This is a genomic window from Pseudomonas fortuita (assembly GCF_026898135.2).
GTDB lineage: Bacteria > Pseudomonadota > Gammaproteobacteria > Pseudomonadales > Pseudomonadaceae > Aquipseudomonas > Aquipseudomonas fortuita.
The window spans coordinates 1,896,485-1,914,711 of the sequence record NZ_CP114035.2 but is presented as its reverse complement, the minus strand read 5'-3'; the positions used below and the strand labels follow the sequence as shown (position 1 = coordinate 1,914,711).

20 protein-coding genes are annotated in these 18,227 nt (G+C 60.8%); all 20 read right to left on the bottom strand.

The features are described 5' to 3' along the window. Positions 1-7 precede the first annotated feature (7 nt). Complete coding sequence (locus OZ911_RS08800) at positions 8-628, bottom strand: hypothetical protein (RefSeq protein ID WP_268968630.1); 621 nt, start codon at positions 626-628, stop codon at positions 8-10. Next, complete coding sequence (locus tag OZ911_RS08795) at positions 625-1,353, bottom strand: hypothetical protein (RefSeq protein WP_268968629.1); 729 nt, start codon at positions 1,351-1,353, stop codon at positions 625-627. Before OZ911_RS08795 ends, OZ911_RS08800 begins: the two co-directional genes overlap by 4 nt. Next, positions 1,353-2,324 carry a hypothetical protein gene (locus OZ911_RS08790; protein WP_268968628.1) on the bottom strand — a complete coding sequence of 324 codons (972 nt, stop codon included), beginning with the start codon at positions 2,322-2,324 and terminating at the stop codon, positions 1,353-1,355. Before OZ911_RS08790 ends, OZ911_RS08795 begins: the two co-directional genes overlap by 1 nt. Next, a complete protein-coding gene (locus OZ911_RS08785) occupies positions 2,321-8,092 on the bottom strand; it encodes a DUF4214 domain-containing protein (protein WP_268968627.1) in 5,772 nt (1,923 codons plus the stop codon). Before OZ911_RS08785 ends, OZ911_RS08790 begins: the two co-directional genes overlap by 4 nt. A gap of 46 nt (positions 8,093-8,138) precedes the next feature. Next, positions 8,139-8,300, bottom strand: coding sequence for a hypothetical protein (locus tag OZ911_RS08780; protein WP_176393836.1), 162 nt, complete (start codon positions 8,298-8,300; stop codon positions 8,139-8,141). Positions 8,301-8,395: 95 nt separating this feature from the next. Beyond that, complete coding sequence (locus OZ911_RS08775) at positions 8,396-8,740, bottom strand: hypothetical protein (protein ID WP_268968626.1); 345 nt, start codon at positions 8,738-8,740, stop codon at positions 8,396-8,398. 86 nt (positions 8,741-8,826) lie between these two features. After that, the gene (locus OZ911_RS08770; RefSeq protein WP_086975610.1) at positions 8,827-9,297 is read right to left on the bottom strand and encodes a phage tail tube protein; all 471 of its coding nucleotides are present in this window, start codon (positions 9,295-9,297) and stop codon (positions 8,827-8,829) included. Positions 9,298-9,348: 51 nt separating this feature from the next. Next, complete coding sequence (locus tag OZ911_RS08765) at positions 9,349-9,732, bottom strand: DUF3168 domain-containing protein (protein ID WP_268968625.1); 384 nt, start codon at positions 9,730-9,732, stop codon at positions 9,349-9,351. Positions 9,733-9,735: 3 nt separating this feature from the next. Beyond that, positions 9,736-10,299, bottom strand: a complete 564-nt coding sequence (locus tag OZ911_RS08760; protein WP_268968624.1) for an HK97-gp10 family putative phage morphogenesis protein — start codon at positions 10,297-10,299, stop codon at positions 9,736-9,738. A 2-nt stretch (positions 10,300-10,301) separates the two neighbouring features. Beyond that, on the bottom strand, positions 10,302-10,469 hold the full coding sequence (locus tag OZ911_RS08755) for a hypothetical protein (RefSeq protein ID WP_186506674.1): 168 nt from the start codon (positions 10,467-10,469) through the stop codon (positions 10,302-10,304). Positions 10,470-10,482: 13 nt separating this feature from the next. Continuing rightward, the gene (locus OZ911_RS08750) at positions 10,483-10,803 is read right to left on the bottom strand and encodes a phage head closure protein (RefSeq protein WP_268968623.1); all 321 of its coding nucleotides are present in this window, start codon (positions 10,801-10,803) and stop codon (positions 10,483-10,485) included. Position 10,804: 1 nt separating this feature from the next. Further along, on the bottom strand, positions 10,805-11,356 hold the full coding sequence (locus tag OZ911_RS08745; RefSeq protein WP_268968622.1) for a hypothetical protein: 552 nt from the start codon (positions 11,354-11,356) through the stop codon (positions 10,805-10,807). Between the two features lie 2 nt (positions 11,357-11,358). Further along, positions 11,359-11,781 carry a hypothetical protein gene (locus tag OZ911_RS08740; RefSeq protein WP_145913802.1) on the bottom strand — a complete coding sequence of 141 codons (423 nt, stop codon included), beginning with the start codon at positions 11,779-11,781 and terminating at the stop codon, positions 11,359-11,361. Between the two features lie 60 nt (positions 11,782-11,841). Next, the gene (locus OZ911_RS08735; RefSeq protein ID WP_268968621.1) at positions 11,842-13,155 is read right to left on the bottom strand and encodes a phage major capsid protein; all 1,314 of its coding nucleotides are present in this window, start codon (positions 13,153-13,155) and stop codon (positions 11,842-11,844) included. Positions 13,156-13,217: 62 nt separating this feature from the next. Further along, complete coding sequence (locus tag OZ911_RS08730) at positions 13,218-14,168, bottom strand: S49 family peptidase (protein WP_268968620.1); 951 nt, start codon at positions 14,166-14,168, stop codon at positions 13,218-13,220. Then, positions 14,165-15,439: a phage portal protein gene (locus tag OZ911_RS08725; protein WP_268968619.1), complete on the bottom strand. Its 1,275-nt coding sequence runs from the start codon at positions 15,437-15,439 to the stop codon at positions 14,165-14,167. The genes OZ911_RS08730 and OZ911_RS08725 overlap by 4 nt, the downstream gene beginning before the upstream one ends. Then, on the bottom strand, positions 15,439-15,624 hold the full coding sequence (locus OZ911_RS08720; protein ID WP_268968618.1) for a hypothetical protein: 186 nt from the start codon (positions 15,622-15,624) through the stop codon (positions 15,439-15,441). Before OZ911_RS08720 ends, OZ911_RS08725 begins: the two co-directional genes overlap by 1 nt. Further along, entirely contained in the window at positions 15,621-17,447 is a 1,827-nt protein-coding gene (locus tag OZ911_RS08715; protein ID WP_268968617.1) for a terminase large subunit, read from the bottom strand. Before OZ911_RS08715 ends, OZ911_RS08720 begins: the two co-directional genes overlap by 4 nt. Next, on the bottom strand, positions 17,410-17,943 hold the full coding sequence (locus OZ911_RS08710) for a phage terminase small subunit P27 family (RefSeq protein WP_145913796.1): 534 nt from the start codon (positions 17,941-17,943) through the stop codon (positions 17,410-17,412). The genes OZ911_RS08715 and OZ911_RS08710 overlap by 38 nt, the downstream gene beginning before the upstream one ends. Positions 17,944-18,041: 98 nt before the next feature. Beyond that, positions 18,042-18,221, bottom strand: coding sequence for a hypothetical protein (locus OZ911_RS08705; RefSeq protein ID WP_268968616.1), 180 nt, complete (start codon positions 18,219-18,221; stop codon positions 18,042-18,044). Between the last annotated feature and the right edge of the window lie 6 nt (positions 18,222-18,227).

Below are 18,227 nucleotides of genomic sequence, written 5' to 3'. Positions count from 1 at the left end.
TGTCTTGTCAGGACACTGTGAGAATCAGGTTTCGCTCGTCCCCTGATAGGGCGTCGACTGAAATGCCCGACACCAGATGGGGGAAGTCGATATTGGCGGAGTACACCTGCATCGCAGGAGCGTTGCTTCGTCGAACCCGCTCTACAGGCTCTGCTCCATTCATATGGACTTCCCAGCCACGGGTCGTCTTCGGCGTCACGCCGATGCACAACAGAAGTTCGTTCTGCATGCTGGTCGTCACGCTCAAAGGCGCTGCAGGCGATACATGAGCCTCAAGCTTGATCGTTGACCAGCCTTGAGCACGAAATGCCAGCACAGTGATGAAGATCGAGTTGGAAGCCGATCGCACGTACACGGGCGACGCGAGATCCGGGGTGTAACGGGCTGCGCACACATAATCCTGCCCGCCTGAAGACAGATGCTGCCAACCTGGAGCGGACATCCTCGTTCCAACCCCCTCGCTCAGCGGCGACATCAGGGCCACAACCAGATCACCCACCTCGACTCCTTCGGGCATGGCGGCCGCCACGGGGAGCAGACCGCTGGCCAGTAAGCTGGCCGAGCCGACGAACTCCCAATTTGACCAGGGGCCTGGCAGTGCTCCCCCCATCAATGCAGCTTCGATCATGCGCGCGCCCCCACCGATCCGACCCAGCCTTCGCCGACCCAGATCAGAATCACAGTGGTCCAGGCATTCCCCAGTACTGGAATCTGGTTGTTGTTCCATTGAATGCCTGCCGGCCAGGTAATGTTGGATTTGCCGGTGATGTGTATCACCACAGTCATCGCCCGAGTGGCCGCAGGCGTACCAGTGAAGGCCAAGGTTCGAGGGACGGCTGCGTCCACCCTGAACACCTGACTGGCCTCGAGATTCAACGTCGAGTTGGTCGCAGCCAGGTCCAGATCGTACCGCCTCAGGCTCCCGGAGTAATCCACTCCAGACTCGTCCTGCTTAACTACCAGGGGGAGCCCGCCCTTGCCCGCGAGCGCGGGTAAACCAGCCGCAGACTGGGCAGCCGCTGCGGCGGCCTGAGCGGTATCACGATAGGCCTTGCTGTTGTCTGCATGGGTTTTCGACGTAGAGGCCTGCTGGGCCGCCGCCTGAGCACTCTGCGACGCTGAGGTTGATTTCTGAGCCGCCAGCTCAACCTGAGCCGCACCGTTGGTCGTTGCCCTCTGAGCACTTTCAGCCGCAGCCCCTGCCTGATCCCCGACATAGTCGATAGCCCGGTTCATTTCGTCACCGAACTGAGGCAGGGCCGCCATGAAATTGTCCGCCTGTGTGGCAAAGGTGCCGGCAGAGTTCTGCCGGCTGGGCGCCTCCGGCAACGGCGTGATCGTAGGTGTAGCCATCAGATGAGTCCTTCGACAGAAATGGAGCAGTCCGACGCCGTCGGCCCGCTGATCACCAGGTTGAATTCCTTGTAGTAGCCGTACAGGATGGTGGATTGAAAACTGGCTTCGCCGATCCAAACCAGCGGCCTAGCCCGGTGCTTGCTGAGCAAGCGCTGCACCTGCGAAACCATGCTGGTCGGGACCATCACGTCGAAATCAGCACGCTTGGAGTAATCGCGCTCAACGATGACGGTGTTGCCAAAGTCATCCCGATCCTTGCGGCTGTAGTCAGTGATGCCCACCGACGTCCCATAAAGAGCCTCGCCAAGAACAGCGGCTTTGCCCAAGATGAGGGCCCCGACCTTGGCTATCCCGGCAGGCTTGGCCACTTTGATCTCGATGGAGCCGTAACTGCCGACCGGCACATCCAGCAGCACGAAATCCTCGTTCACCTCGACCGGGGCAAAGAAGTACTCATACCAGTCGTTTATGCCGTCCGTGGAGACCGGCGAAACGCTCGATTCGTAGACAATGCCTTGGTAGGGGTCGACAACCCGGACGTATATCGAGGCCGCGTCAAGCCCAAAGAAGGCCAGAGAATCGACCGCCCGCCCCGGAGCGATGGTCAGTGAGATGCTTTCAGGGTTGGTGGTGACCGTCCCAATCTTGTCATCGAACATCCGCCATCGGTTTGTCGGCCCAAGATCCAACCAGGTTGGCGGGTCCGTTGCCGTCCCAGAAGGGGCCTTATTGTTGTTGGCTACGAGTGCTTCGTAGGTCCGATGCTCGAGCATTACCCGATCGCCGATCGCGTAATCCTTGCTCGAAACCCAAACGTCGTAATCCGCTTCAGGAACGTTGGTCAGCAGCGATGCCACCTGAAAAGCCTGCCCGACCTGAACCACCAAGGGCTCAGCGTTGGGCTCGACCAGAAACGCCTCCATCACAGCCATGCCCGGGGCGATCTCGACGGGTTCAATGATCCTCACGGATGCAGCTCCTGTTCTAGTTTCTGCGGCAGAAGATCAGTGTTCTTCGCCGCTTTCAGGGTGTTCTTCGCAATGGCGAACAGGGCCGATCTGAGTTCAACCCGCAGCTCACGCACCTCAGCAGCGGTGACATCACCCGAACCACCGGCGAGCATGGCTGCGGTCTGATTGGCACTGTAAATCCGGCTCGGCCCGGTTACCTCCAGCTCAGGCCCGCGCTCGCCAACCAGGCGCAGACCACCGCCGAAACTGCCGCCACTGGCGAATCCGGGGATTTTGATGGTTTCACCATTGGCCTTGCCTGATGTGGCAATGGCCTGGACGAGCTGGTCATATGTCAGCGAGCCACCGGCCAAGAGCTTGGTCCAGTTTTCAAGCCCCCCTGCTTCTGCCTCTCGGCCGAGCACCGAGCGATAAACAGCCCGCACAATTGCAGCGTTGTTGTCGTAGGTGTTCTGCTGAGCAGCTCCAGCATTTTGCACCGCCAGTGCAGCCATTACGGCCTGACTGAGGCTATCGACAGCAGCGGCTACCGACACGACCGAATTGTCCACACCGTTCAATGCGTCGATCTGCGCTTGCGCCAAGCTAAGCTGTGCGTCGTACTGCGCAATCTGCAGGTCATAGGACTTCTTGGCCTGCTCGATCCTCGTTTGCAAGCTCTGCACGGACTTCTCGGCAGCGGTCAGTTGCTTGCCATTTGCAGATTCCAGCTGGCTGACGATGTTAGCCGTGCGGCCCTGGTCCCGGCTGTATGCCTCAAGGGATGCATATGCATCTGTGGTGTTCTGGCTGACGACATTCAGCGCATCCTCAAGCCCGGTGATGCTGGAAAGGGATTTGCCGGCCCGCACCGCAGCCAAGGCGTTGTCCAACGTTGCCATGGCCTGGGCACGAAGCATTTGCACAGCAGCGTCAGAATCACCGCGCAGTGACTTCAGGGCACCGCTCAGGCTGTTACCAACAGAGGTCAAATCGCTGACACTTTGCTGTGCCGTCTGTGACATATCGTTCAGCGAGGCAATCTGAGCGTTGTATGCCTCGGTGATCGCGGCTTTTTGAGCGTTGACCGCCCGCTGAACCGATCCCAAGGCGGCATTCACTGCTGTTGCCACCTGGTCCCGAGCAGCTTGCGACTGGGCCTCGAGAATGTCATAGGCCTGAGACGCCGCACCGGCAGCACCGATTAACGTCAGATACATCTGATGACCGGTTTCTGTGGTGAGGTCGAGTGCTTCCACAACCTTGCGGTAACCCTCCCGGGTTTCCGGCAGCGTGACGTTCATGTCCTTGAACTGTTGTCGCACCAACTCCAAAGCGGTGTCGGCTTTCTCTGCCTCACTGAAGAACGAGCCGAGGTAGTTACCCAGGCTGTCGCTGAACGCCTGCGCCGCCGCGTTCGCCCTGGCCTCAAGGATGTCGTATGCCTCCGCCGCAGCCCCGGCAGCTCCGATCAAGGTCAAGTACATCTGTTGACCGGTCTCGGTGGTAAGGTCAAGCGCTTCGATGACCTTCCGGTAGCCCTCGCGGGTCTCCGGCAAGGCGACGTTCATGTCCTTGAACTGCTGCTGCACCGCCTCGAGCGTCTTGTCCGCCCTTTCCGATTCGCTGAAAAACGCACCGAAGTACGTGTTCAGGTTTTGGCTGTAGGCCTCCAACCCGCCAGCTGCCGCCACCATGGCGTTGGCCAGCTCCATAGACTGCGCGGACAGCCCCAACATCGTTACGTCAATGAGCCCCAGCGACTTGTTGAAGCTCTCGAAAACTGCGATGCGCTCCCCCAGCTCGGCGAAGCTGTAGCCGAAACCGCCGACGCCCTGGTCGATAAAGGTGATCATCTGGTCAGCGAACCCGCTGAACAGCTTGGCGATCTCCTCCTGGATCTCTGCTTCGGACTTGCCCTTGGTCGAGATCTGCTGCTTGGCGATGTTGAGCCCTGCGAACGCCCCATCCCCAACGGAGACACCGATGCGTCCAAGCAGATCGACCACCGACTCCTCCGTGGCGTCATAGGTCGCCTGCAGGGCTGATGCGACTTCAGGGTCGAGGTCCGAATAACGGGTGCGCTTCTTGTTCTTCCCGAACAGGCCGCCCTTCTTCTTCTGATACTCGTACTGCTGCCCAGTGAACTCGCCGCCCGTAACCCCCAACGCAAGGCCGGTGTCCTTGGTTTGCCAGCTACCACCGAACAGAGATCCTCCCAGGAAGCCGCCCAAGGCCGAGCCAATGACGCCGCCGATCAAGGTGCCAAGGCCTGGCACAATCGAACCGATAGCCGAACCGAGGTAATAGCCGCCCACGCTACCTGCTGCCCCTGTGGCGGCGCCCTTCAGACCGGACTGACCGTAGCCATACAGCGCGCCCCCGATACCCGCTAGCGTTCCGTCAAGGGCAGTGGCACCACCCGCACCGGCGGCGTAGGTCGCACCTGATCCAGCTGCGGCCCCACTTGAACCCACACCACCGGAAACCAGCGACTGGCCCAAGCCAAAACCAACGTTGCCGGCCCCCGCAGCCGTTCCAGCGCCACTAAAAAGACTGGTGATTCCGTCGCTGAGGAAGCCGTAGCCACCACTTATCGCGCCCTGCAGACCACCAAGGAAGCCCTCGCCCGCACTCCAGCCGGCAGAGATAGCTGAACCGAATCCAGATGTCAGCGCACTGTAGGCACCCTTTCCCACCGACCAAAGGTTGGACAGGCTCAGCCCTCCCCCTCCGGCCGAACCGCCTAAAAGACCGCTCGTTTGCGCTGACAGCCCACCCACGCCCAAAGCGGCACCGATCTGCATCACGATGGGTTTCGTGATCGCCATGTGCGCCAGTTCGGCCAGCAACTGCTTGAACCCTTCCTTCAGGCTCGTCGCAAAGCCGTCAAAGCCATCGCCAATATTCTTCCAAGCGCTTGCAAACGCGTCATCCACCCGGTCGACGGCACCCTCCGTGAACTTGCCCCAAGCCGTAGCAGCATTGCGGTTCTGCTCGTACTCAAGCCCCAGCAAACGCAGGGCATCCTGATATTCGGAGGCTTTATCGGGAGCCAGCTCCATCGCCTTGTTCAGGGCCTCCTGCGCCTCCGTGTATTCGCGCAGCAGCTTTTTCTCGGGATACAAACGGTCCATGATGCTGCCCGCATCCGCCGCCTGTTTTGCCACCTTGACCGCAGCCTGTTGAGCTTTGGTAGCGGCCAGGAGCTGGTCATACTCTTTGCTACCCGCAGCAATGTTCTTGCCAATGAGAGCAACCTGCAGTGCCTTCTGCAAGTTGTAAGCCTCCAGCGCCGCAGCGCCCTGCAACGTGGCACGCGCCTGCGCCAGGAGCTGCTCGGTTTCCTCTGCGAGATCAAACGCAGACTTGGCGACTGAAAGCCGATCTTCTGCGTCAGCCTGTCCACGGATAGCGGCTTCCACTTCCTTCCGAGCACCAGCGCCGGCCCTGAGCAGCGCCTGCTCTGTTTTCTGCTGAATACTAAATTCACGCGATTTGTCAGTGCCGGCCAAGTAGGCCGCAGTCAGGCCCTGCGCACTCTCCACCGCGATCTTGCTCTGCGCCTGGAGATCAGCGAGCGCCTTTGCCTGATTCTTGGTCTCGGTGGCCGCTTCCTTACCAGCACTGGACGCAGCCTGCGCGGCTTTAGTTGCAGCATCCTTGGCTTCCCGCTGCTTATCAGCGGCCGCAGCCTCCTCCATGATGGCCTTGCGACCTTCCTCAGTGACGTTCTTCTGCTCACTGAGCCAGCGAGTGGCCTTCTTGGTCTCGCTGTTTCCGTCCGCCAAGGCCGCGTTGCGCTTTTGCAGCGCCTGCAGGTAGGTGTCTTCGGTCGCAGACATGCCGCCCTTGGCAGCATTGTTCTCGGCGGTGGCAGTGGTGTTCTGCTGGAGAGCACCAGTCAGCGTATTCAGCACCTGGGTCAGCAGGGCTGTCTTTTCGGCGGCCGTGCTGACTTTCCCAGCCTGCTCCACCCAGGAATCAGTCACATCTTTGGGAATGCGGAACCGGGACTGCAGGTCTGCGATAATGTCTACAAGAGGCACACCCGATTCGTAGGCAGCATCGATGTCGGACTTCAATCGCAAAAATAAGTCAGACCCGAACTGCTGCCGGAGCAGGCCCAGAAACTCTTCGTAAGCCGCCGCTTGCTCTCGAATGGCCTCGACCTGCTTCTTGCTGGTCGCCACCTGCTCAGCCGCCTGCTGATCGCGGGTCAGTTGCTTGAACTTCTCGGCAACCTTGTCCAGGGGTTGCTGCATGTCGAGCATAGACTGGGTTGCGTCATCAGTGCTATCGCGCATGGTCAAAAATGCGATGCCAGCACCGACTGCCAACGAAGCGATACCCGCAGGACCGCCAAGCAACCCTAGAAGACCGCTACCGGCGCGAGCAGCAAGAGACGAAACCTTTGCATAGGCTTCTTTAGCAGCAGTGGCGGACCTGGTTGCTGCTGCATCCTTGGCCATAGCCACGGACTCACCCGCCAGCGCGCCACCCAGTTGCCTCGACGCGGTGGCGGCAGCTTTTTTGGCCGCCGCAAGCTCCAAGTCCATGGCTGCCAAGGCCGCAGCATAACGAGCCTCTTCCGATGCGCCCTTGGCGAGCGCCGCGCTGTAGGCCAGTTGCTCCCGTGATGCCTGCAGCGAACGAACTTTGGCTATCGCTTCTGCTTCAGTGGATCGCGCATTGGCAGTCCTCGCCGACATCTCGGTGGCGTACGCCGCTGCGGCGGTAGCCGAGGCCTCCGCTTGCGCCAGTTTTGCAGCGGCAGCACCCTTGGCCCCCAGCGCCTCGCCAAGCGTTGCCTTCGTACTGGCCAACACCTGCTGCGAATACGCGAGGAAACTGGCAGAGGCTTTGACGCCTACCGCAGCAACCAGGATGTTCACGTTCTCGGCAAGGAAGCCAATGGCCTGGCCCAACGCTTCAGCAGCGCCACCTCCCGAGAGACGATCGAACAGGTCCGCCAACCCCTCCATGCCGGGCAGCATGCCCGTCACCAACTGGCGGGAGGCACCATCGAACGCCCCCTGCAGGTTGACGATGGACTGCCGCACCTCGACCAACCGATCAATCTCAAGCTGACTCAGAACCCGGCCAGCCTTCTCGGCCTGCTCCCCAAACTCACGAAAGCCCTGGCCGTTGTTCCTCAGCAGTGGGATGAGGCCCGTGGCCTCGTCCGCGACGGCCTCCATATAGGTGGTCATGCTTTGCTGGCTCAGACCGGCCTTTTCGAGCGAGCTGTAGTACAGCTGCAACGCTTGTGGGCCGGAAAGCTTGGCGAACATCTCGGCAGTGACACCAACCTGTGGCGCGATTTCATTGAAGAAATCGGCCATCTCACCGCCGCCGCGGGCGATAAACTCGCCCACGCGGTCGTTCATGTCCTTGTAGATATCAGACAGCTTGTCCTGCTCGATACCAACAGTTTTAGCGCCTGCAGCCAGGCGCTGGAAGTCATCCACAGACGTGTTCGACAGCGCTGCGAGGTTCTTTACCTCCTGGGCATACTCCGTTGTGCGATTGGTGATCGCAACAAGCCCCGCGACTGCAGCAGCAGAGGCAACGCTGACGCCGGTAAAGGCCCTGCTGATTGCCGCCTGCAGCGACGTTGCATTCTGCTCGGTCCGATCAAACGCACCGTCGATCCGACCCAGGTTGCCGTCGATCTTGCCTGCGGCGGTGGCGACGGCTGATTCTCCCCGCGCCATCTCCTGTCGGAGCTGCGCCGTAGTGGCTTCAATCCGTACCAGCAAGCCCTGAATATCGCCGTCTGCCATATCCCCCCCTTAAACGCGGAAACCCGCCGAAGCGGGTTCTGTCCCATCATGTCTTGCCCGGTCGGCCCATCGCCGCCACACGCAGCCCCATCCGCAGCTCTTTGGCCGCCGCCACCTTATTGGGCTTATCCGGCTCAGCGCCCCCGAACGGGTTTGTTGCACGCAGAAACTTCACTTTGGCCTCCCAGGCCATGACGATCTCAACCACGGGCGTTTCCCAAGCATCGCGGGGCGACCAGCCGAGACAGCCCGTGGCCAGCTCATAGAGCTCATCGACATAGCTGCCATTGCCGTCCCGCGATTTCAGTTTCCCTTGCCGGCCTCAGCCTCAAGCTCGGCCTTGGTTTTCCCGGCCGGGTTCAACAGGGCCACGACATACGGGACAACTTGGGGATTCACATCGGAGATGCCCGCTTCAAAGACCTGCTCTTCCAGAGCCTCGATGTCCTTTGGTTTGAAATCCTTGCCGGAGCCGATCAGCAGCACGGCTGCGATGGCACTGAGCTTGAGCTGATTCAGCTCCCCGATCGCCGGGGCGATACCGCCGAAGCGAGCCTCGATCCCGCGTACGGCCTTGAGGGTCGGCTTCAGCTCGAAAGTGTCGGCGCCGACGGTAATAACGGTGGTGCCATGGGCAGTTCTGGACATGGGTGGGTTCCTTAGATACGGGTGATATGACAACAGGGGGACGGCGTGCAGTCGCAGGAGCCGCACGCCGGATCAAGCGCGCACCGTTAGGGCGCGTCGACCTCGTAGATTTCAGAGTTGATACCGAGGGAAACGTTACGCTTGAGCACGCCCTCGACCGTGATGCCTGCCTTCTTGTTGCTCATCACCTTGGCGGCAAAGTAGTCCGTTTCGCCGTCGATATAGGCCACCTTGATCGGGTAGTCGAAACGAGAGCGGTCCAGAAAGGCCTCAACCAGCTTCAGCTGGCCAGCATCGCCAGAGTCGAAAGCGACCACCAGGTCCGAAGTGCCCGCATCCGCCAAGCCCTTCAGGTGCTTGGCACGCCCCTGGGCGAGACCGGCAAAGGTCACATCGTTGATGGTGTCGCCGTAGTCGCCGATGCTTTCGACCTCCCCGATCTCGACGTAGGTCAAACCGGACAGAAGCGTGAGCGCCGCAGCACGGTCGGTCGGCAGATCGGCAGTCAGGCGCGGACCAATGTAGATCCGCGTACCGGCGCCTGTATTGATAGACATAGAGAGTCCTCCCGAGGACAGGTGAATAAACCGCAGGGCGGTAGGGTGGAATTAGTGTTCGGTCAAAACTCGAAGCGTGACGCTGCCTTGATACGTCTCTCCGTCAGCATCGCGCTGGGCGTGCTTACGATCCACACGAATGGAAATCACACGGCCTGTTTCAAGCGGTAGAGGCCTTTGGTGCACAGCGGCATCAATCTCCGCCATGATGCGCTTGACCTCTTCCTGGCCTTTGAAGCAGCTCCAGACGGACAGGTAGATCAGCCTGGTATCGCGCCGCTTGCTGAGAATGTCGCTGGGAACCGAGACCTCGGAATCCAGCGACACATAAGGCATGGCCTGATTCATCGGCGCCCCATCGAAAACGGGACAAGACACCTCCGCCTCCAACCTTGCGAACAGAGCGACCTGCAAGGCGAATGATGGATCCGACATCCGTTAGCCCTCACTTGCACGGCGCAACGTACCGCTCACCGCAGCACGGATGTCGGCAAGCACGAACTCGCGGTTCACATCGAGCGCGGGGCGAAGCCATGGGTGGGCAGGCCGAGCTGGGATGTCCGGGTATTTGCCGAAGAAGTTTTTCCCATCCGTTTTGACTTTCGTATCGCGGGCCCGTAGAGCATTCCGTCGCCCTTTGAGCTGCGACTTGTCGCGGTTGTTGGTGTGACCATCAATGGCATTGCTATCGGCGCGGCGATAGATGGTGCCGGTGTAACCCTTCGTGCCGTACTCCAGAAAGCGAAGGTAGAAGAACCGCTGGTTGTTGCGCTTCCCGCGTAGGCCGATCTGGGCATCGAGCCCCGACTTGCTGACAAACGCCTCAAGCGCTCCCGCGGCTTGGCCGGTATCTCGCGGTATATGCTGCTTCATGCTCGCCAGGATCTTGTCAGCACTCTGCTGCATCACCGGACGCAGTTCGTTGTCGATCGTCTGGTGGATGTTTCGAAGGGTTCGGCGAAGCTTGAAATCTCCCGACATGCGGGACCGGCGAACGCCCATGGTCACTCTGTCTCGGTGGGTTTCGGCGGTTTGACCTGGGCAGCATCGACTGGCTCAGCCAACTTGCGCTGAATCAGCTCAGCACCGAGCGCCCCGGTCACGCTGACCTCTTCGCCCTTTTCGAAATTGCCTGCAGGGCCAGACAGCCTTGCCAACGTACGTACTTTCATCGGAGTAACCTCACTATGGGTTGGGAACGTTTGAGCACAACAGCCTCATCATCGCCCGGGCCTTATCAGGTAACGCGGCCTCAATCAGATAGGTGGTGTCACCGCAGACAACACGCATGCCGGCAACGATGGTCTTGCGAAAGCGCACCCGGATTTCAGCGGTTACCACGGTGCTGAGCTGAGCAGCCACCGCAGCTATTCGCCCGGTAGGAAGAGTGATCTCGGCCCATACCTTGCCGGCATCGACCCAAGCGACAGACGCGCCGCCGCCCTGCCGCCTTACCTCTTCCGACCGGAGCAAAGAACAACGACGATCCAGCGGACCTGCACGCATATCAGAACCTCGGCGGGACAGTGATCGGGGCCAGCAAGGTGTCGAGCATAGAAGCAGGCAGCTCGGCCAAGCTGACGCCCACCACCAGTGTTTCCCGGTTCTCATGGGCCGTGGCCGCCTGCATCAGCAACCAGGTGCGCACCGAGGGGTAAACGTTGAGGTCGGTGCCGGCCTGGTAGCGAATCAGCAACTCACCCGCAGGACGGCCTTCTGGGAAAAACAGAAAGCTCTCCCGGCCCCGGTTGCGCAGTGAATACGCCACCGACAGCTCTAGCTCGCTGCCATCTGCCTGGAGCCGGCTGATGGATACGATGGCCGTGGCCTGCCCGATGTCGAGCGCATGCCCGGAGGGGTAATGCGCAGGCCACTCTTCCTCGTACTCGGCGAGCTGGATACCGGCGCCCGTACGTTCCTCTGCCTGCGCCGTGACGCCGGGAATGATCAAATCCGTGATCAGTTCCGGTACCGTGTCTTCAGGGTCAAGCCGACACTGGAACGCTACCTGCTCCAAGGTCAGGACCGGCTCACCGATGTATGCGATTCGACGTGCCATGGTTACGGCTTCGCGTCATCGTCATCTTCTTCGGGCTCGCCGCCACTGCCATCGACGACAGTGCTGCCGGTTGATTCAGGGCCATCCTCGCCCTCACCGCCACCAGCGTCCGCATCTTCCAGCCCATCGTTGTCCGGACCTGGCTCAGGGGCCACCATCGAGGCCGCTGGCAGTGCCGACACCAGCGAGCCGGCGCCAGACGACCCGTTATCCACCTTGGCAGTACCGACCCGCCTGGCAGGCGCCTTGTTTGTAGCCGGTTTCGGCGCCTTGTCGATCGGCGCGCCAACAGGCTTGTCGCTGTAAGCCGTGGCCACGCCACCGCCCACCAGGGCATCGGCAATGTCCTTTTCAAATCCGGCAACATCACCAGGGAAATAGGTGCGCCACGGCTTCGTGAAACGCACGGTTACGGTTGTGCTCATAATCAGTACCTCGCTCAAACTGAAGTGATGGCCCCGGACGATGGCCAGGGCCTCGCCGACTTACATCCCGGCGCCCCAAGTGATGCCGGTACCTACCGATACCGACTCCACATGGCGAGGACCGAAGTCATGCTTGCTGATGACGCGGATCAGGGTCTGGTCGCGCTGGAAGGCACTGACGGTGTCGCCGTTGGCATCCTTGTAGGAAGCCTCGGTACTGATAGCGATCGCCAAGTTGGTGTCCTCGCCGATGTAGCAATCGGCGAAGTTGACGAAGTAGATCTCGGACTCATTGCCACCGGCGCCAAGGTTGGTCGGGATCTGCGTGGTCAGTGCCACCTTGTAGCCCTTGAGCAAGCCCAGATCGATTTCCGGGTAGGCCTTGTTGCCGTTGCCATCACGCAGCGACTGGAGCCAGCGCAGGGTGCGTGGCGCCATCAGCCAGCCACATGCATTCAGATCGACGTTCGCCGCCTCGAGGCGCAGCATCATGCCGCCAAGGTAGCGATCAACGATCTGCAGCGTCTCACCAGCCGGTGCCGGCAGAACGTTTGCCGCTGGTGCCCAGTAGCGCAGGCCCTTCGGCAGGGTCGCGCTGCCCACGCTGCGGATGAAGTGCAGGTCTTCCGACAGGCCCATGCTGGTGGCCAAGTCACCGCTCACTTGCCCATCGATGCGCGGGTTAACACCAGCATAGGCCAGCAGGTCATTGGAGATTGGCACAATAGCCGCCGCCTTTTTCGAGGACAGCTTCAGGTCACCGAACTGCATGTCGGTGACCGCGATGTCTTGCTCGGTGCCGATATAGCTCACCTGGGTGTTGCCGATCACGCGGGGCATGGTCAGGTTTCCGTTGTTCAACGGCAGGCTGACCGCGCCCATGCTGCGGACCACTGATTTCGGTCGCAGCGATTCGATAACGCTGGTACTGAAGTTCTCCGGTACCAATACCCCGCCAGCGCCAGGGGTCACGGTCGACAACGCCATGTGCACGTCAGCACCGTAACCACCGGTTTTGGCCATTTCGGCAGCAGCGTGCTGGTTGCCCTGCGCCTGGACCAGCAGGCGCACCATCTGAGCCATCGCGACACCTGGCTTGGTGGCCTCGTTGAACGGACCGGAGATATGGCTGGCCGGCTTGTCGAGGGCCTTAGGGTCCTCGCTCAAGGGCTTGGCAGTTGCAGCGGCAAGCCGCTCAGCCGTCTCGGCACGGGACAGTTTCGAGGTCAGTGCGGTGAATTGGGCCTCCAGCTCAGTGAACTGAGTGAGTTGCTCAGCACTGAGGGTGCCGCCTTCAGTCTCGATCTTGGCCAACGCCTGAATCGAGGCGTTCAGCGTGGCGCGTTCGCTTCGCAGTTGTGTAACAAGGGACATAGTGCCTCCTGGGCATAAAAAAACCCGCCGAAGCGGGTTGTAGATCACTGCCGCGAACGCGGTCAGAGGGTTGCTTGAATGTTCATTGCCGAAGCCCGAAGGCCGATTCGGCTGCCCCGCCGCTGCATCCGGCTCTGCGCGACAGCGCGGGCCAAATCATCGACTGCGTCCTGCGGGGTTTGCAGGCGATCCGCAAAACCAATGGCTATCGCGGCTTGACCGCGATACAGCCCTGCCTCAGTAGCCCGCACCGCCTGGATGCTCATGCCACGATAGTCGGCCACCGCGCCAGTGAAGAGCTGATAGCTTTCCTGCACCAGGTCATTGAGCACCCTGATCGATTGCTCGGTTAGCGGCTCATTCGGGCTCAGGTCGTTCTTGTGCGCACCGGCATACACCGTCGTCACCTTGACTCCCGCCGTCTCCAGTTGCTTGGAGCGCTCCATATGACTGGCGATGACACCCACCGAGCCAACGCCACTGGTCTGGCTGACCACCAGCTCGCTGCACGCCGCGCCGATCAGATAACCGCCGCTGTAGGCCATGAAGTTGACGATCCCGGTGATGGGCTTGATCAACGACATCGCCCGGATGTCCGCAGCCAGCTCGAAGGCACCCACGGCCGAGCCGCCTGGCGTGTCGATATCCAGCACGATGCGCTCTACCAGGGGATCAGCGATGGCAGCGCGCAGTTGCTGCCGCAAACCTTCGTAACTGGTCATCGTCTCGCAGGCATTGATATGGGCGCCGCGACTGACCAGAAAGCCATGTACAGGCAGCACTTGCACCCCGGTGGCCTCCAGCGCTACGCGCTCCCGCTCTGCTTCGAGGTTGGCGCGGTCTTGGGCTTCATCATCGTCATAGAAGCCCAGTTTGGCCACGCCTGGGGCCAGATTGATGATGTTGAGGTTCATGGCCTGGTTTGCCCAGCGCACACCTAGATCGAGCATGTCAGGCGCAAGCAGCAGCGGCTGATTGAACAGCAGGCCGGAGGCCCGGATGTAGTGCTTCATTGTGCAAGCATCCTTTCGATATCGCGCAGCTGCAGCTCCAGCTGAGCCCGCACCTTCGGATCATTGAGGTCAGGCTGTCCTTTGCCCGCGCCAACCATGTTCAGCGGCTGGAGGTAGACATCGCCGCCCGTCACAGGCGGCATGTTTTCCAGACGCCGGATGTCGTTGACCGACAACCAGCCCCACTGCCGACCAATGGCGTAGGACTCGTATCGGCTTTTTTGATCGCCGCGCAGGAGCCCTGCCATGTTGAACTCGATGAAGTAATCGCGCCGATCCTGCGGCAGCAGGAAGTCGCGCATCATCGACTGCTCGTGCCGCTTGACCCAGGGCAGCAAACCAAACACCACGAACTGAATCAGCAGTTGCTCGATGGTGTTGTAGTTGGCCTTGTCCAGGTCGTTGACCATCGGCAGCGGGATCTTGTAGATCCGTGCGCAGTCGACCCCGGACAGTTTGAGGATGCCGACAATCTCCGCGTCAACGTTGGTCATCGAGACCGGCTTGAAGGTCATACCCTCCTGCAGCATCGCGACCTTCTTGGCGTTATCCATACCGCCAAACTTGTTGCCCCACTGATCCAGGACGCGGTCAATCGAACCCTGATCCTTGATAGCCGGTGATTCGCGTGGTCGCTCGATCACACCCGAGACCGTCACCCCGTTAGCAAACGACTTGCCGGTGTACTGACGGACCGCCTGAGCCAGCCCCACTGCCTCGGCGTGCAGCAGGATCGGTGACAACCCCTCGTAAAAATTGTGCGACTGCCACCGGACGAGGTGAATCAGGCGCATCGGCAATCGGTCTTCGAAGGCGCCGATCTGGTAATACGGCAACATGTCGCCGCCTTTACACACAACCACCTTGTCGTTGTGGATCGGCCAGAGCCCGACTACGTTGCCATCGTCGCGCCGGTCGATGTAGCTGTAGCTGTTGCCCCGCAGGCCGGCTGCCATCTGACTGCCTTCGCGATGTTCGTAGGGAGTCTGAAAGGCGTTGGGCTGGTAGCGCAGCACGTCGTACAGCGGATGGTTGATCGCCGCGTCTCGTTGGCCGTTACCGGTTCGCCGGTACAGCTCAAGTGGCAGCTGCGCGATGCTCTCGGCCAGCAGCGTGACGCAGTTCTGAATGACCGGCACTGCGAGCGCAGATTCCGGGGTGACCCTGGCGCCTGAGCTGCTGCGGCCCGACCCAATCAAACCGCGCCAAACATCACCGTCCGGGCTGGACACCACGCTTTGCGCCGATCCGCGTTGTTTGCTGAAGAACATCAGCCACCCCCGTCATGCATGGGCGCCGGAGCGGCCGCCGCCTTGTCTGCCAGATAGGCCCACAGCAGCAAGCCGATACCGGCCATGATGAATGCGAAGGGCACGCTGAGCATCGCCAAGCCAGCCACCAGCAGGCCAAAGCCAAGCAGCCCCACCACCCAGGCCAACAGTTCGAGTTTTTTCATATACCAGCACCTTCGTCGTAGATTGATTTGCCGCTGCCTTCGATAGCCGCACCGCTGATTCCGGTAGCCATCAAGCCCGCAACGATCCCGTCAATACGGCCTGTGGCCTTGGCCTTGTCTGCTTTGCGGTTGTTTGCCGGGTCACACACGATCACCGCGTTGCCGGCGCACCAGGTCATCACCGGGTTTCCGTCGTGCCGCAACGTCTCGACATCGGGCACTTCGCTGACCACCTCAAAGTCCTCTGCACTCAGATCGGTAAACTCGCCCTGACTGGGTTCGGGCGGCAGCCCCAACAGCCGGCGCTCGAACTCATCAACCGCCGGCCCCATGTCCTTGAACCCCTGGCCAAACGGCAGCATTTCCGGCAGCTCGATGTCGTGCTCGATCATCAGCTGTTTCAAGTCTTCAATGCGCCAGCGATCGTAGGCGATCTTGCGCACGTCAAAGTACGCGCAGATGGTCTGCAGTCGACGCAGCACATGCAGCTTGCTGATAGCGCGACCCGGCGTGGTTTCCAGATGGCCCTCCTTGATCCAGAGCGCATACGGCACCTTGTCGCGCTTTTCCCGCTCGGCCAGGTCGTGATCCGGGATCCAGAAGTAAGGCAAAAGCCGCCAGTGCGGGTCCTCGGCCGTGGGGTAGAACAGCAGCACGAACGCCGTGAGGTCGGTGGTGCTCGCAAGGTCGAGGCCACCCACACAGGGCCGATCGCGAAGACGGCGCATCCGCACCCGCTCCGTAGCCTGGCTCCAGATCTCCCAAGAAATCCATGGCGACTCGGCCTGCGTCCACTCGCAGAAGTTCAAGCGGCGAACGACCGATTCCTGCGCGGGTAGACCGCGTGCTGACTGGACCTGTTCTCGCAGGTACTTGCGCCCGGGGATCCCGTCGCTCTGCCCTTCGGCAATGTAATCCAGCGAAGGGTTTACTTTAGCCCAGCAGCTTTCGTCCTTGAATGGATCGTCGCCCTCATCAAGGGAGCAAATGAACGCAAAGAAGCTGTCGTCATCCTCCTGGCCCGCACAGATGCGCACACCGAGGTCGTGATACTGGCCGCAGACCGTTTTCTTGTCAGAGCCGCTGTTGGTGATCATCACCACCATGGCCTTGCGCCGGTTCTTGGTACCGGCGCGCATCATGTTCACGGTGGTCGCGGTCTTGTGCTCGTGCAGCTCATCCAGCAAGCCGATGTGAGGCCGGGGGCCGGACTGGCCTTCGTCCGCGCTGATCGGTTTGAAGAACGACTTGGTGTTCGGGTAATAAAGGTTCCACACCTTCTCATCGCGGCCTGACTGGACCACTCGGCTGGCCATATGCGGCGACATGTTCACCATGCTGACTGCATCGCGGAAAAGAATCATGGCCTGGTCACGCTTGGTCGCGGCAGCGTAAATTTCGGCGCGGTTTTCGCCATCCGACACCAGGCCATACAGGCCGATGCCGGCAACCAGGGGGCTCTTCCCTGAGCCCTTCCCGGTCTCGATGTAAGCAAGGCGGAAGCGACGGTAGCCGTCTTCGGTCATCCAACCAAACAGGCTGCCCACCACGAATGCTTGCCAGGGCGCGAGGAAGAACGGCAGCCCCTCATAGTCGCCGCCGTTGAGGCACAGAACATCCTCGAAAAATCCAATGGCGCGATCAGCTGCTGCCCGATCCCAGACTAAGCCCCGCTCTGCGCCAGATTCCAGGTCGCGCAGGTGGCGCGCACATGCGTTGCGGACATTGGGGCCCGCAACAATTTCGCTGGCCAGGACAGCCTGTGCGAATGCGGTGACACGGTCATCAGCTGAAATATCGGGTTGCGGCGTCTCGTTGCTCATTGGGGAAAAGCTCACCTTGCGGCGCTGGGGCCGTTTTCAGATTCCGGCGAGCCATGGGCGAGAAGCCAAACTGAGCGCCTGCGGCGTTGGCGCGCTTCTCTGCATCGTTCGCGAGCTGCCGCAAGACATGCATCTGCTGGGCGCCGGTCTTGAAGGTTTGAATGTCGCCACCAAGATCGTCTGTCGACTGCGCATTGCGCTGGGCGATCAAGCGCTGGTAGCGCAGCCAATCGGCATATGCCTGGCAGTACGTGGCCAACGCCATCTGATCCAACGTGGAGATCAAGCCCAGCGCGGTGAGGTCAGGAATCAAGCGCTCCCATTCGGCGACGGCATCGTCGCTCAGCACATCAGGCATCGGCGGCGCAGCCACCGGAACGGCCGGCGACTTGATTTCCTCGATCAGCTCATCGAAGTTTTTCTTGCTGCGGTTGCCCTGCAGGATATGCAATGATGCGGGCTTCGCAGGACGCCCTGAATTTCCATTTCCTGCCATGTTCCCTCCTAAATTCGATACCCCCCCCTCCCCATTTTTCCCGCATTTTGCGGAAAGAGGGCGAGTGGCGGTCTAGTGCTGGACGGGTAAAAAGTTTTTCACCCCCCCTCCCCTGGCAGCGGCTTGACCGAAGCGGTCACGCCCCTGCCAACCCAGCGACCGACCCGATCCCAGTCGGGCTCGCAGCCCGTGAGCATCGCCGCCGCCTCGACGCCCCGCAGGTACCAGCGCACCCACCAAGCGACGCGAACTGTCACAATCACGCTGATCGTTTTCATCACCGA

What these genes read in the sequence shown, in the direction of transcription:
- OZ911_RS08800 (WP_268968630.1), bottom strand. Translation starts at nt 628, where the DNA reads ATGATCGAAGCTGCATTGATGGGGGGAGCACTGCCAGGCCCCTGGTCA.
- OZ911_RS08795 (WP_268968629.1), bottom strand. Translation starts at nt 1,353, where the DNA reads ATGGCTACACCTACGATCACGCCGTTGCCGGAGGCGCCCAGCCGGCAG.
- OZ911_RS08785 (WP_268968627.1), bottom strand. Translation starts at nt 8,092, where the DNA reads ATGGCAGACGGCGATATTCAGGGCTTGCTGGTACGGATTGAAGCCACT.
- OZ911_RS08775 (WP_268968626.1), bottom strand. Translation starts at nt 8,740, where the DNA reads ATGTCCAGAACTGCCCATGGCACCACCGTTATTACCGTCGGCGCCGAC.
- OZ911_RS08770 (WP_086975610.1), bottom strand. Translation starts at nt 9,297, where the DNA reads ATGTCTATCAATACAGGCGCCGGTACGCGGATCTACATTGGTCCGCGC.
- OZ911_RS08765 (WP_268968625.1), bottom strand. Translation starts at nt 9,732, where the DNA reads ATGTCGGATCCATCATTCGCCTTGCAGGTCGCTCTGTTCGCAAGGTTG.
- OZ911_RS08760 (WP_268968624.1), bottom strand. Translation starts at nt 10,299, where the DNA reads ATGGGCGTTCGCCGGTCCCGCATGTCGGGAGATTTCAAGCTTCGCCGA.
- OZ911_RS08755 (WP_186506674.1), bottom strand. Translation starts at nt 10,469, where the DNA reads ATGAAAGTACGTACGTTGGCAAGGCTGTCTGGCCCTGCAGGCAATTTC.
- OZ911_RS08750 (WP_268968623.1), bottom strand. Translation starts at nt 10,803, where the DNA reads ATGCGTGCAGGTCCGCTGGATCGTCGTTGTTCTTTGCTCCGGTCGGAA.
- OZ911_RS08745 (WP_268968622.1), bottom strand. Translation starts at nt 11,356, where the DNA reads ATGGCACGTCGAATCGCATACATCGGTGAGCCGGTCCTGACCTTGGAG.
- OZ911_RS08740 (WP_145913802.1), bottom strand. Translation starts at nt 11,781, where the DNA reads ATGAGCACAACCGTAACCGTGCGTTTCACGAAGCCGTGGCGCACCTAT.
- OZ911_RS08735 (WP_268968621.1), bottom strand. Translation starts at nt 13,155, where the DNA reads ATGTCCCTTGTTACACAACTGCGAAGCGAACGCGCCACGCTGAACGCC.
- OZ911_RS08730 (WP_268968620.1), bottom strand. Translation starts at nt 14,168, where the DNA reads ATGAAGCACTACATCCGGGCCTCCGGCCTGCTGTTCAATCAGCCGCTG.
- OZ911_RS08725 (WP_268968619.1), bottom strand. Translation starts at nt 15,439, where the DNA reads ATGTTCTTCAGCAAACAACGCGGATCGGCGCAAAGCGTGGTGTCCAGC.
- OZ911_RS08720 (WP_268968618.1), bottom strand. Translation starts at nt 15,624, where the DNA reads ATGAAAAAACTCGAACTGTTGGCCTGGGTGGTGGGGCTGCTTGGCTTT.
- OZ911_RS08715 (WP_268968617.1), bottom strand. Translation starts at nt 17,447, where the DNA reads ATGAGCAACGAGACGCCGCAACCCGATATTTCAGCTGATGACCGTGTC.
- OZ911_RS08710 (WP_145913796.1), bottom strand. Translation starts at nt 17,943, where the DNA reads ATGGCAGGAAATGGAAATTCAGGGCGTCCTGCGAAGCCCGCATCATTG.
- OZ911_RS08705 (WP_268968616.1), bottom strand. Translation starts at nt 18,221, where the DNA reads ATGAAAACGATCAGCGTGATTGTGACAGTTCGCGTCGCTTGGTGGGTG.